7 protein-coding genes are annotated in these 13,133 nt (G+C 76.1%); 4 read left to right on the forward strand and 3 right to left on the reverse strand.

The window, feature by feature from the left end; translation table 11 throughout:
• Positions 1–24: 24 nt before the first annotated feature.
• Entirely contained in the window at positions 25–450 is a 426-nt protein-coding gene (locus ABTY15_RS12465; protein WP_350580784.1) for a hypothetical protein, read from the reverse strand.
• 92 nt (positions 451–542) lie between these two features.
• Entirely contained in the window at positions 543–4,751 is a 4,209-nt protein-coding gene (locus ABTY15_RS12470) for a hypothetical protein (protein WP_350580786.1), read from the reverse strand.
• A gap of 225 nt (positions 4,752–4,976) precedes the next feature.
• Here ABTY15_RS12470 and ABTY15_RS12475 point away from each other — a divergent pair, with 225 nt between their 5' ends.
• Complete coding sequence (locus ABTY15_RS12475) at positions 4,977–6,794, forward strand: protein kinase domain-containing protein (protein ID WP_350580789.1); 1,818 nt, start codon at positions 4,977–4,979, stop codon at positions 6,792–6,794.
• A gap of 189 nt (positions 6,795–6,983) precedes the next feature.
• On the opposite strand, the gene ABTY15_RS12480 is transcribed toward ABTY15_RS12475, so the two are convergent.
• On the reverse strand, positions 6,984–9,281 hold the full coding sequence (locus ABTY15_RS12480) for a heavy metal translocating P-type ATPase (protein WP_350580792.1): 2,298 nt from the start codon (positions 9,279–9,281) through the stop codon (positions 6,984–6,986).
• A 222-nt stretch (positions 9,282–9,503) separates the two neighbouring features.
• Here ABTY15_RS12480 and ABTY15_RS12485 point away from each other — a divergent pair, with 222 nt between their 5' ends.
• The 3 genes from ABTY15_RS12485 to helR all read left to right on the forward strand — a co-directional run bounded on the left by ABTY15_RS12485 (position 9,504) and on the right by helR (position 13,121).
• A complete protein-coding gene (locus ABTY15_RS12485; protein WP_350580794.1) occupies positions 9,504–9,785 on the forward strand; it encodes a metal-sensitive transcriptional regulator in 282 nt (93 codons plus the stop codon).
• Between the two features lie 45 nt (positions 9,786–9,830).
• Positions 9,831–10,790 carry a DUF8832 domain-containing protein gene (locus tag ABTY15_RS12490; RefSeq protein ID WP_350580796.1) on the forward strand — a complete coding sequence of 320 codons (960 nt, stop codon included), beginning with the start codon at positions 9,831–9,833 and terminating at the stop codon, positions 10,788–10,790.
• Positions 10,791–10,958: 168 nt separating this feature from the next.
• Positions 10,959–13,121 (forward strand): RNA polymerase recycling motor ATPase HelR, encoded by a 2,163-nt coding sequence (gene helR, locus ABTY15_RS12495; protein ID WP_350580798.1) that lies wholly within the window; start codon positions 10,959–10,961, stop codon positions 13,119–13,121.
• The last annotated feature ends 12 nt before the right edge of the window (positions 13,122–13,133 follow it).

Here is a 13,133-nt window from a genome sequence, read left to right on the forward strand (position 1 = left end):
CCCGCCCTGAGGGTGGGAAGGAAGTCAATCCGGTACCTCGATCTGCGGCAGTACGGACAGGTCGGCCGCGTAGCGGGCGGGGACGGGCGGTTCGGGGTCGGCGCCGCCGGGGGCGGGGTCGGCGAAGTCGGCGGCCAGCTCGTGCCGGTGCAGCGCCAGCAGGGCGGCGGCGGGCGGCAGCGGCGGGCGCTCGATGACCAGCAGCGGTTCGGCGAGCGCGGGCGCCAGCAACTCGGCGGCCTGGTCCACCGGTTCCGGCGGCAGCGGCTGCTGGACGTCCAACTCCAGCCGCCGGTCCGGGTTCCGGAGCAGCGCGGCGGCGTCCTGGATCTGCTGGCGGGTGTAGCGGCCCGCCTTCATCGCCGGGCCGACGGCGAGGTTGATCTCGCGCACGCCGGCCGTGAGCGGGATGCCCAGGACCTCGTACGGCGACGGTTCGTGCAGTGGCATGGCGGGTGGTCCGTCCCCCCTCGCTGAACGCGGGTCGGTAACTCGGTTGCGGCACGGGTCAGTAGCGGCGAGCGGTCGGTAGCGGCGGGCGGTCAGTAGAGGCGGGCGATCTTCCGCTGGAGCGCCTTGAGGTCCTGGTCGCCCGGGGCGTACTCGACGGCCCGGGCGACCAGCCGCCGGGCCTCCTTGAACTGGCGGACGTTGGCCCAGTGCACCGCGTACGAGCCGTAGACGACGCCGAGTTCGCGGCGCAGGCGTGCGTTGTCCTCGGCGGAGCGGGACAGTTGCAGCGCCTCCTCCAGGAGGTTGATCGCCTCCTGGTAGCGCTTGCCCTCGTAGAGGTCCGCGGCTCGGCCGCGCCGGATGCTGACCATCAGGCGGCGGATGTCGGGGTCGTCGTAGTAGGTCGCGGCCTTGTCGAGCATCGCGGAGCGCTCGGCGTAGGGGCGGTCGTCCATGGTGTCGAGCATGTGGTTGGCCAGCAGGACGGCGGTCCGGCGCCGGGCCTCGTCGTCGGTGTCGCCGGTCCACTCCGGGTCGGCCGCCAGGGCGTTCGCCATGGCGGACACGGCCCGCCTGGGCCGGTCGTCCAGCGCGCAGATGCGGCAGAGCTGGCGCATCACGAAGGCGTAGCCGAGCCGGTGGTCCCGGTCGTCCGGGTCGAGGTCGACCAGTTCCTGCCAGAGCTCCGCGGCCTCCAGCAACTGGTCCTCGGTGGCGTCGGGCTGGCTGAGCTTGCTGGCCTGGTTGCCGAGCGCGGCCTGGAGGAAGTGCCGGGCGGTCGGGTCGCCGGGGGTGAGTTCGAGGCTCTTGCGCAGCAGACCGAGGGCGCGCGGGTAGTCCTTGGTCTCGTTGTTGATCTTGCGGGCCCACTGGGCGTAGGTGGCACCGAGGTCCCCGCGCACCTCGGGGTCGTCGGGAGCCAGCGCGAGCGCCTTCTCCAGCAGCCCGGCCGCGGCCTCCTGGTCGTCGTCGCGGCCCTTGAGCAGGGCGCGGGCGGCGCGCACCCCGGATTCGGCGGCGATCTTCGACACGTCCGCGGGCAGCGCGCCGCCGGGCACCGTACCGGCCCGGGCCAGGCAGTCCAGGGCCTCGCGCCACTCCTGGCTGCGGTGGTGCTGGCGGGCCTGGCCGACCAGGGTCTCCCGCAGCAGGGTCTGCCAGTCCTCACCGCGCTGCTGCTCGGGTATCGCGTCCAGGGCGCCGACGGCGGCGGCCTGACGGCCCTGGAGCAGCAGGTAGCGCTGCGGGCCCAGCTCGCCGAAGAGGCCGAGGGCCTGGCTCAGCGGGTGCCCGTCCGGGCTGCCCGGCCGCCGCCAGGCCTGGACGGCCCGGTCGAACCGCTCGCCCCAGACGGCGAGTTCGGGCTCGGCGCGGAGCAGCCCGTCGAGGGCCGGGCCGAGCGCCAGCCGGCGGGCCGGGCGGCCGGGCAGGGCGATCCGGACCTCCTCCCCGGCGAAGGCGGCGGCGCTGTGCGCCTCCATGCCGAGGCGGACGGTCCAGGCGGTCACCTCGTCGCCGCTGCGGCCGGCGGCCCGGTCCAGCGCGCGCAGGTCGTCCCGGAGGCGGTCGGTGAGCGCCTTGCGGGCGGCGGCGATCCGCTGCGGCTCGGGCGTACGGCCGGTGACCCGGGCGGACTCCGCCCACAGCTCGGGCTGGTGCAGGGCGGCGACCAGGCAGCCGAGCGTCCATGCCCAGAGCTGCTCGCCGGGCTCTGCTCCGGCGTCCCCGCCGGGCGCTGCTCCACCGTTCCCGTCCGGCCCGGTGGCGGCGGCGAGCCGGTAGCCGGCCAGGCCCACCGCGTGCAGCAGCCGGGGGTGGGCCGGGTCGCGCAGCAGCAGCGCGCGGTAGCCCTGCCAGGCCTCGCGGTGCCGGCCCATCACGGCGTGCTGGTGGGCCTCGTGCTCGCCGAGCAGCACCAGCGCGGCGGCGGCCTGCGGGTGCGCCGGGGCGAGCGCGAGGACCTGGCGCAGCTCGCCGGCGGCCCGCCCGGGCTCCCCGGCGTCCAGCGCGGCGCCGGCCCGGCGGAGCAGCACGGCGATCCGGGCGGGCCGGGCGTCCTCCGGCAGGTCGGCCAGGGCCTCGTCCAGTCGGCCGAGTTCGGCCCGCAGCAGGGCGAGGTCGAGCCGCACGGGAGCGGCCGCCGCGCTGTCGCCGAGCGCCCGCGCCCAGTCGGCCAGCACCGGTTCGGCCTGCTCGGGCAGCCCGGCCCGGCGGGCGCAGTCCAGCACGGCGCGCAGCGCGGGGCCGAGACAGCGGACGCAGCGGGCCGCGGCGGTGCCCTCCGGGCGGTGCAGGTGGGCGGCGCAGGCCTCCCGGCCGCAGCCCCCGCAGGCGGCGGTGGCGGGCCGGGCGCAGACCGCGCAGGCGGCCCCGTCCGGCAGCGCGCTCGGGGACGCGTCCTGCGGTGCGTTCGGCGCCACGTCCTGCGGCGCGGTCTGCGGCACGCCCGGCAACCCGTCGGCGGTGAGGAAGTGCCGGTACCAGTCCAGCGCGACGGCCCAGTTGCCGGCCCGCTCCGCGAGCAGGGCGCGCAGCCGGGCGAGCGCCGGGTCGCCGCCCGGGTCGGGGGCGAGCGGGGCGAGCAGGGCGACGGTCTGCACCGGACGGCCGGTCAGCAGGGCGGCGGCGGCCAGGTGGTAGCGGTCGCGCGGGCCGGCGGCGGGGTCGAGCAGGGTGGCGAGCGGTTCGGTGCTGCCCTCGGCCAGCGCGAGCGCGGCGCGCAGCCGGGCCTGCCGGTGGCCGACCGCGCCGGGCAGCGAGTCGGCGAGGGCGAGCGCGGCCAGCGCCTGCTCGCGCGACTCCGGGCGGTCGCGGCCGGTGACCAGCAGGTGGGCGGCCTCGCGCAGGGCGGCCTCGCGCAGCGCGGAGCGGTAGCCGGGGGCGGCCGGGTGGTCGGTGACGGCCTGCTGCCAGAGCCGCCGGGCCAGGGCCGGGTTGCCCGCCAGGGCGGCCCGGGCGAGGCGGTCCCGAGCGAGCGCCAGCCGATCGCCCAACTCCCCGTCCTGCAAGGGCTGCCAGCGGGCCAGGGCGGCAGCCGGCTGGCCGCTGCGGAAGAGCGCGAGACCGTGGTGGAAGGCGGCGATCCGGGCCCAGCGGGAGTCCGGTTCGGTGTCGGCCTCGGCGCCCAGCACCGGGTCCGCCTCCGCCGTCCGGCCGGCCGCGAGCAGGGCGGCGCCGAGCCGCACCCGGGCCGGGCGCCAGTCCGGGGCCAGGGCGAGCCCGGCCTGGTAGTCGGCCGCCGCCTCGGCCGGGCGGGCCGCCCGCTCGTGCACCAGGGCGAGGCCGAACCGGGCCGGGGCGAAGGAGGGTTGGACGGTCAGCGCGGCGTCGAACTGCTCCCGCGCCTGCTCGTCCGCGCCCAGCAGCAGCGCCAGCCGGCCGAGGGCGTAGCGGGGGCGCGGGTCGGCCGGGCTCTCGCTGACGGCGGCGGTCAGGTCGGCCCAGGCGGCCTCGGTCGCGCCGAGCCGCTGGCGGGCCAGGCCGCGGAACAGCAGGCCGTCGGTGCGCAGGGCCGGGCCGCGCCCCCACGGGGAGGGTTCGCCCGGGCCGCGCCGCAGCGCCTCGTCGAAGGCGGCCACCGCCGGTTCGTCCCGGTGCATGGTGAACAGCTGGGCGCCCCAACGGAACCAGAGTTCGCCGCTGCCGCCGGGCGCGGCCCCGGCCAGCAGCCGCTCGGCCTGCTCGGCCCGGTCGGTGCCGCGCAGCAGGGCAGCCCGGGCCAGCACCGGCCAGTCCCGGCCGGGCAGCGCGGCCAGCGCGCGGGCGGTGGCGTCCTCCCGCTGCGCGGGCGTGCCCTCGCGACAGAGCCACTGCAGCCGGTCCACGGCGCGGGCAGCCGTCTGCGCCTCCTCCCCGGGCTCGGCGCCGGCGGCGACGGCCTGGAGGAAGGCCAGCAGCGGCCCGAGGTCGCCGCCCGGGGCCTGGATCCACTCCTCGGCGAGGCTGCGCAGGCTCCACCGGGGCAACTGCCGCACCGGATCGGGGAGCAGCGGGAAGGCCTCCCGGTACAGCGCGAGGGTGGCCTCCCGGTCGCCGGTGGCGACGGTCGCCTCGGCCTGGCCGAGCAGGGCGAGGCCGCGCTGCGGCCGCAGCTCGCCGGGGCCGGCCGCCAGCCGCCCGGCCAGCCTGGCGTACCGGCGCCGGGCCGGCGCGGCCTTGCCGGCGGCGAGCAGTTCGGCCGCCCTGGCCAGGGCCTTCGCCGCCGCCTCGGCGTCCAGCGCCCGCCTCCGGCGGGCCAGGACGACGACGGCCGCACCGGCCAGTGCCACCACGATCAGCAGCACCGCGAGCTGCGCCATGCACCGTCCCCCTGCGCTCCGAATTGCCCCCGCCATGATCAACAAGCGCCGGGCGATCATGAGTTGACGTCGTGTCGTGATGTTGCTCGGCGCCCATCAGAATAGGTCCTCCGCCGGGCAGACGAACAGAAATGAGCACTATTCTGGGCGGCGCGAAAGAACCGGCCCAGGGCCGGTCACCACCAACAGGTGCCAGTCGGGGGTTGTGTGTCCGCGTCGCGTTGGGTGCCCGGGCTCCGGTTCGGGCCGGAGTTCGACCCCGAGCAGTACGAGCTCCTGGAGTTCCACCACCGGGGTGGCGAGGCCGAGGTGTGGCGGGCGGTGCGCACCGGGCACAGCGGGCTCAAGGAGCTCGTCGCCGCCAAGATCATGCTGGAGCGCGACCCCTCCGAGGTGCGGCGCTGGCTCGGCCGCTGGGACGACGTCTCGCACAACGCCCACCGCCTCGGCGTCACCGACCTGGTGGTGCCCAGCTTCCTGCTCGGCCCCTCCCCGCACCGGCCCGGCACGGTGCCCACCGGCGCGCTGCTCGGCTACCAGATCTCCCCCTGGGTCGAAGGCGTGCCGCTGCACACCTGGGCCCGCAGCCAGCGCGGCGGCCCGGCGGCGGTGGCCGAGGTGCTGGCCCGGCTCTGCCGGATCGTCGACGAACTGCACCGCAAACGCTGGGTGCACCGGGACATCTCGCCCGCCAATGTGCTGGTCGACGCCCAGAACCAGGTCAAGTTGATCGACCTGACCTTCCTCGCCCCGCTCGACCACACCCTGACCGTCGCCGTGTTCACCCCCGGACACGTCCCGCCGGAGGCCGAACAGGTCGGCGGCTTCCCCACCACCGCCAAGGACCTGTTCGCGGTCGGCACCCTCGCCCGCACCCTGCTGCTGCCCGACCACGGCCGGCTCGACCACCGGCTGGCCGCCGAACAGGCCCGCGCCGAACTGCTGGCCGCCGGGTACGGGGAGGAACTGACCCGCTGGGCCTGCGAACCGCTCGCCCGCGAGCCCGACCGGCGCCCCGCCCCGCTCGGCCCCTGGGTCGCCCGCGGCCGCGAACTCCTGCGCGCCCACCGGCCGGTGGCCCGCACCGCCGGCCTGGCCGTGCTGCCCGACCGGGCCGGCCGCCCGCTGCTGGTCGCGGCCGGCGCCGACGGCACCGCGCTGGCCGGCCCCGGCCGCGCCGGACACCGCCCACCCGCCGGCCAGGGTCCAGGCGCGGTACGGGAGTTGACCGCCGGCCTGGCCGGGCGCCAGGGCGAGCTGGTGCTCTGCGCCGAGGACCGCGGCGGCACGCTCTGGGTCGGCACGGCGGCCGGCTGGTGGGAGGCGGCGCGCGGCGTCTCCGGACTGGCCGGCGCGGTCAACTCGGCCGGGGAGATGACCGTCTGGACGGCCGCCGGCGGCGCGCTGCGCACCTACCGCTGGGCGCCCGGCCTCACCCTCACCGGCCAGGAACTGCCGGGCTGCCCGGCCGACCGGGTGCTCGCCGCCGTCGAGGAACGGGCCGGCAGCTGGCTCGTCCTGGTCGAGCACCGGGACCGGGTGCTGAGCTGGCGGCCCGGCTCCGGCGAACCGCCCGTCCCACTCGGTGCGTCAGGCCGGTCCGGCGCGTCGGGTTCGGCCGGTGCGGCCGGCCCGGCCGGCGCGCTGCGTGCCGGGGCGCTGGCCCGCACCTCCGCGGGGCCGCAGGCCGCGACCCTACACCAGGACGGCACCGTCCAACTGCACACCCTGGGCGCCACCGGGCCGGCCGCCGAGATCGGCGACGGCGAGCCGGTCCTCGGCGTGGCGATGGCCGGCCACCGCGGCGGTCCGACCATCGCCCTGGCCGGCGCGGGCGGCGTCCGCCTGCGACTCCCACCCGGCGGCACCTCCCGCCGCCCCCGCTGGTGGCGCCCCACCCTGCGCCCGGCCACCAGGGTCGCCCTGACCGTCGGTGACGACTGGCGCCTCTGCCTGGCAGCCGTGGTCGAGGGCGAACTGCAGTGCTGGCAGGAGGACGCCGCCTACCGTTGGCAGGCTGTGGAACTGCCCGACCAGGGCTGACGCCGCGGCGCCGGCCGGCCGCTGGACAAAAGGGCAACGTCACAACTCCCGGCCGGGCCCGCACGCCACCCGACCGACCCCGGCCAGGCCCGAGCCGCGCGCCTCAACGCCGGGGCCCCGGAACCTGGTTCGGTTCCGGCGCCCCGGCGTTGCTCGGCCGCTCGGGACCGGTGCGGCCGCACCGGCCGCTCAGCGGAAGCGACGCAGCCGGAGGCTGTTGCCCACCACGAAGACCGACGAGAAGGCCATCGCCGCCCCCGCGATCATCGGGTTGAGCATGCCGGCCGCCGCCAGCGGCAGGGCGGCGACGTTGTAGCCGAAGGCCCAGAACAGGTTGCTCTTGATGGTGGCCAGGGTCTTACGGGACAGCCGGATCGCGTCCGCCGCCGCCAGCAGGTCGCCGCGGACCAGGGTGAGGTCGCCGGCCTCGATCGCGGCGTCGGTGCCGGTGCCCATGGCCAGGCCCAGGTCGGCCTGGGCGAGTGCGGCCGCGTCGTTGACGCCGTCGCCGACCATCGCCACGACCTTGCCCTCGGCCTGGAGCCGCTGGACGGTCGCGACCTTGTCCTGCGGCAGCACCTCGGCGATCACGTGCTCCGCCGCGATGCCGACCTCGGCCGCGACCGCCTCGGCGACGGCCCGGTTGTCGCCGGTCAGCAGCACCGGCGTCAGACCCAGGCCGCGCAGCCGGGCGATCGCCTCGGCGCTGGTCGGCTTGACCGCGTCGGCGACCTCCAGGACGGCCCGTGCCTCGCCGTCCCAGCCGACCGCGATCGCGGTCCGCCCGCCGGCCTCCGCGGCACGCTTGGCCTCGGCCAGCGGCTCCGGCAGGTACTGCGACCACTCGTTGAGCAGGGCCTCCCGGCCGGCGACGACCGCGTGGCCGTCCACCACGCCCTGGACGCCCAGGCCGGGCACGTTCTCGAAGCCCTCGACGGCGGGCAGTTCGCCGGCCTTGGCGGCGGCGGTGGCGATCGCCCGGGCGATCGGGTGCTCGGAGGCGTGTTCGAGGGCGCCGGCCAGTCGCAGCGCCTCGGCCTCGGTGACGCCTTCGATGGTGTGCACGGCGAGCAGGGTCATCTGGCCGGTGGTGACGGTGCCGGTCTTGTCCAGCACGATGGTGTCGACCTTGCGGGTGGACTCCAGCACCTCCGGACCCTTGATCAGCACGCCGAGCTGGGCACCGCGGCCGGTGCCGACCAGCAGCGCGGTCGGGGTGGCCAGGCCGAGGGCGCACGGGCAGGCGATGATCAGCACGGCCACGGCGGCCGTGAAGGCGGCGGTCCAGCCCTCACCGGTGCCCAGCCAGTAGCCGAGGGTGGCGACCGCGAGGGTGATCACGACCGGGACGAAGACGGCGGAGATCCGGTCGGCGAGGCGCTGGGCGGCGGCCTTGCCGTTCTGGGCGTCCTCGACGAGCTTGGCCATCCGGGCGAGCTGGGTGTCGGCGCCGACCCGGGTGGCCTCGACCACCAGCCGGCCGCCGGCGTTGACGGTGGCACCGGTGACGGCGTCGCCGACGCCGACCTCGACCGGCACGGACTCGCCGGTCAGCATCGAGGCGTCCACCGCCGAGGCGCCCTCGACGACCACGCCGTCGGTGGCGATCTTCTCGCCGGGGCGCACCACGAACCGGTCGCCGACGGCGAGTTGACCGATCGGGAGCAGCACCTCGACTCCCGCCCGTCGCCCACCACCGCCCTTGCCCGAGGGCGCTCCGCGCCCGCCCCCCTCGTTGCGCAGCACGGTGACGTCCTTGGCGCCGAGTTCCAGCAGCGCCTTGAGGGCGGCTCCGGCGGTGCGCTTGGAGCGGGCCTCGAAGTAGCGGCCGGCCAGGATGAAGGCGGTGACGCCGGCCGCCGCCTCCAGGTAGATGTTGCCCGCGCCGTCGCTGCGGCCGATGGTCAGTTCGAAGCCGTGCCGCATGCCCGGCATGCCGGCCGTGCCGAGGAACAGCGCCCAGAGCGACCAGAGGAACGCGGCGCCGGTGCCGAGCGAGACCAGGGTGTCCATGGTGGCGGCGCCGTGCCGGGCGTTGGTCCAGGCCGCCTTGTGGAAGGGCCAGGCCGCGTAGGTGACGACCGGCGCGGCCAGGGTCAGCGAGAGCCACTGCCAGTTGTCGAACTGGAGGGCCGGCACCATCGCCATCGCGATCACCGGCACGGCCAGGGCCACCGCCGTGAACAGCCGCTGCCGCAGCGGGGCGAGTTCGTCGGCCGGTGCCTCGGCCGGCCCGGCCGGGCCCTCGGCGGCCGGGGGCTTGGGCAGCGCGGCGGTGTAGCCGGTGGCCTCGACGGTGGCGATCAGGTCGGCGACCTCGATGCTGCCCTCGATGGAGACCTTCGCCTTCTCGGTGGCGTAGTTGACGCTCGCCGAGACCCCGTCCATCCGGTTGAGCTTCTTCTCGATCCGGGCCGCGCACGAGGCGCACGTCATTCCGCCGATGGAGAGTTCCACCTCCGTGGAGGCGGGTGCCTGCGTCGTCATCGTTGCTCCTCGCGACAGTGGAGCCGATACCCGGCAGGGGTATCGGTGGGGCCGAGCTCCTTTGTACCCCCTGGGGGTATCGATGGCAAGGGCTGACCGATACCCCCCGCCGGTATTTTTCCCGAGCCGCTCCACGCTTGACTCCATACCCCCACGGGGTATTCACTCAGGGGCATCGAACCGGCGCCGACGCCGTCCCACCGGAATCCCGAGGAGGCCCGCATGACCGGCTACCACCACGAGAAGGACCAGCTCCTGCGCCGACTGCGCCGCGTCGAGGGCCAGGTCCGCGGCCTCCAGCGCATGGTCGAGAGCGACACCTACTGCATCGACACGCTGACCCAGGTCTCGGCCACCACCAAGGCCCTCCAGTCGGTCGCCCTGCACCTGCTCGACGCCCACCTCGCCCACTGCGTCCACGACGCCATCGCCGCCGGCGGCACCGAGGCCGACCTCAAGATCGCGGAGGCCTCCCAGGCCATCGCCCGGCTCATGCGCGTCTGACCGGCCCCGCCGATCGCCCCCCGCCCGCACTCCCGAGGAGCCCCCGTGAACACCGCCCTGAAGATCGCCACCTTCTCCGCCGGCCTCACCGCCGCCTTCGGCCTCGCCCTCGGCGTCGGCCACATCACCGGCAGCGGCCCCGCCCCCGCGACCGCCACCACCCAGCACGCCGGCCACGGCACCCCAGGCACCACCGCCAGCAGCACAACCACCGGACAGCTACCCGCCGACCACCTGCCCGGTGGCCTCCAGGTCTCCGAACGCGGCTACACCCTCAGCCTGGTGGACCCCTTCGTCACCGCCGGCGCCCCCACCGACCTGCGCTTCCGCATCCTCGGCGCCGACGGCCGGCCGGTCACCGCCTACCAGCCGCAGCACGAGAAGGAGTTGCACCTGATCGTCGCCCCGCGCGACCTCTCCACCTTCCAGCACCTGCACCCCGTCCGCGCCGCCGACGGCACCTGGAGCGCCCGGGCCGCCCTGCCCGCCGCGGGCGAGTACCGGGTCTTCGCCGACTTCACCCCGGCCGGCGCCGCCGAGGGCCTCACCCTCGGCGCCGACCTGCACGCCGCGGGCGAGCTGCGCCCCGCACCGCTGCCGCAGACCGGACGGACCGTCACCGTCGACGGATACACCGTCACCCTCGGCGGTGACCTGACCCCCGGCCGCAGCGGCCGCCTCACCCTGAACGTCAGCCGGGACGGCAAGCCCGTCACCGACCTCCAGCCCTACCTCGGCGCCTACGGCCACCTCGTCGCGCTCCGGGCCGGCGACCTCGCCTACCTGCACGTCCACCCGGACACCGGCACCCCCGGCCCGGAGATCGGTTTCACCACCACCGCGCCGAGCACGGGCAGTTACCGGCTCTTCCTGGACTTCCAGCACCAGGACGCCGTCCACACCGCCGCGTTCACCGTCACCACAGATGGTGGCGGCACCACCAACGGTGGCGGCACCACCGACAGTGGCGGCACCACCGAGGAGAGCGGCCCCCATCAGCACTGACGCCCTGCCCCCGGAAACGACAAAGGCGAGGGGGAAATGCTCCCTCTCCTCGCCACTCTCAAGATATAGCGCACCCGGGGGCTTGCGGCAAGGCCCCGGTCGTGCCGCAGAATCGCTGATCGATACCGGATCCTGCGGAAATGGGAGATTCGCGAGTTGCGTGCGGATATGTCGCCCTTGACCACCACTGCCTTCGACCTTCCCGACCGCCTCGCCGCCAAGGCCGACCCGACCCTGATCGCCGCCGACGAGCGGCACTTCGCCGCCGTCGCGGAGAGCCTGGAGCAGACCGCCGCCGAGCTGTCCGAGCGGCTCGACGCCGCCCTCCGCTCCCCCGGCGGCGCCGGCCAGGCCGCGATGGAGCGGGACGCCGAGGTCCACCGGCTGACCGGCCGGCTGCGCGCGCTGCGCCGCTTCGGGCTGGACCTCTGCCTCGGCCACGTCGTCGCCGCGGACGGCTCCGAGCCGCTGTACATCGGGCGGCTCGGCCTCACCGACCGTACGGGCCGCCAACTGCTCGTCGACTGGCGTTCCCCGGCCGCCGAGCCGTTCTTCGCGGCGACCCACGGCAACCCGATGGGCCTGGTGAGCCGCCGCCGGTACCGCTGGACGCGCGGGCGGATCAGCGACTACTGGGACGAGGTGTTCACCGCCGACGGGCTGGAGGGGCGCGCCGCGCTGGACGACCAGTCCGCCTTCATCGCCAGCCTGGGCGGCAGCCGCTCGCCCCGGATGCGGGACGTGCTGGCCACCATCCAGGCCGACCAGGACGCCGTCATCCGCGCCGGATCGCGCGGCACCCTGGTCGTCGACGGCGGTCCGGGCACCGGCAAGACCGTGGTCGCCCTGCACCGCTCCGCCTACCTGCTGCACGCCGACCCCCGGCTCGGCCACCGCCGCGGCGGCGTGCTGTTCGTCGGCCCGCACCAGCCCTACCTGGCCTACGTCGCCGACGTGCTGCCCAGCCTCGGCGAGGAGGGCGTGCAGACCTGCACCGTCCGGGACCTGGTCGCCGAGGGCGCGGCGGCGGCCGTCGAGGCCGACCCGGAGACGGCCCGGCTGAAGTCCTCGGCCGCGATGGTGCGGGCGATCGAGAAGGCCGTCCGCTTCTACGAGGAGCCGCCCACCGAGGGGATGACCGTCTCGACCGACTGGTCCGACCTGTGGCTGAGCGCCGAGGAGTGGGCCGAGGCCTTCGACGCGCCGGACCCGGGCACCCCGCACAACGAGGCGCGCGAGCAGATCTGGGACGAGCTGGTCGCCATCCTGCTGGCCAAGCACGAGGAGGACGGCGAGGAGGACGTCCCGGCCGAGCTGTTCCGCCGGTCGCTGATGCGCGACCGGGAGCTGGTCACCGTCCTCAACCGCGCGTGGCCGCTGCTGGAGGCGGCCGACGTCGTCGGCGACCTCTGGTCCGTCCCCGCCTACCTGCGGATGTGCGCGCCCTGGCTCGGCCCGGAGGAGGTCCGCAGGCTCCAGCGCAAGGACGCCCCGCAGGCCTGGACGGTGTCCGACCTGCCGCTGCTGGACGCGGCCCGGCAGCGGCTCGGCGACCCGGAGGCGGCCGTGCGCAAGCAGCGGCACGAGGCCGCCGTCGCCGCCGAGCGCGAGCGCCTGGCCGGTGTCATCGACGACATCCTCCAGGCCGACGACGACGGCGAGGGCGCGGTCACCATGCTGCGCGGCCGGGACCTCCAGGACAGCCTGATCGACCACACCGCGCTGCCCGCCGCCGACCCGGACCGGCTGGCCGGCCCGTTCGCGCACATCGTGGTGGACGAGGCACAGGAACTGACCGACGCCGAGTGGCAGATGCTGCTGCTGCGCTGCCCGTCCCGGAGCTTCACCATCGTCGGGGACCGCGCCCAGGCCCGGCACGGGTTCACCGAGTCGTGGGCGGAACGGCTCGAACGGGTCGGGCTCGACCGGATCACCGTGGCCTCGCTGAGCGTCAACTACCGCACCCCGGAGGAGGTCATGGCGGAGGCCGAGCCGGTCGTCCGGGCCGCGCTGCCGGACGCCAACGTGCCGACCTCGGTGCGCCGCAGCGGCGTCCCGGTGGTCCACGGGTCCGCCGCCGAGCTGGACGCGGTCCTGTCCGGCTGGCTCGACGCGAACGCCGAGGGGGTCGCCTGCGTGATCGGGGATCCGGCCTTCCCGGAGTCGGCGCGCGTCCGCTCGCTGACCCCGGAGCTGTCGAAGGGCCTGGAGTTCGACCTGGTCGTCCTCGTCGACCCGGAGTCCTTCGGTGACGGCGTCGCGGGCGCGGTCGACCGCTACGTGGCGATGACCCGGGCGACCCGGCAGCTCGTCGTCCTCACCAGCCGCTGACGGCCGCCCGGC

It is taken from the genome of Kitasatospora sp. NPDC097643, from assembly GCF_040302625.1.
Lineage (GTDB): Bacteria > Actinomycetota > Actinomycetes > Streptomycetales > Streptomycetaceae > Kitasatospora.

Excerpts from the sequence above, each read along its gene's own strand:
- helR (WP_350580798.1), top strand. The coding sequence starts at position 10,959 with ATGTCGCCCTTGACCACCACTGCCTTCGACCTTCCCGACCGCCTCGCC.
- ABTY15_RS12465 (WP_350580784.1), bottom strand. The coding sequence starts at position 450 with ATGCCACTGCACGAACCGTCGCCGTACGAGGTCCTGGGCATCCCGCTC.
- ABTY15_RS12480 (WP_350580792.1), bottom strand. The coding sequence starts at position 9,281 with ATGACGACGCAGGCACCCGCCTCCACGGAGGTGGAACTCTCCATCGGC.
- ABTY15_RS12470 (WP_350580786.1), bottom strand. The coding sequence starts at position 4,751 with ATGGCGCAGCTCGCGGTGCTGCTGATCGTGGTGGCACTGGCCGGTGCG.
- ABTY15_RS12485 (WP_350580794.1), top strand. The coding sequence starts at position 9,504 with ATGACCGGCTACCACCACGAGAAGGACCAGCTCCTGCGCCGACTGCGC.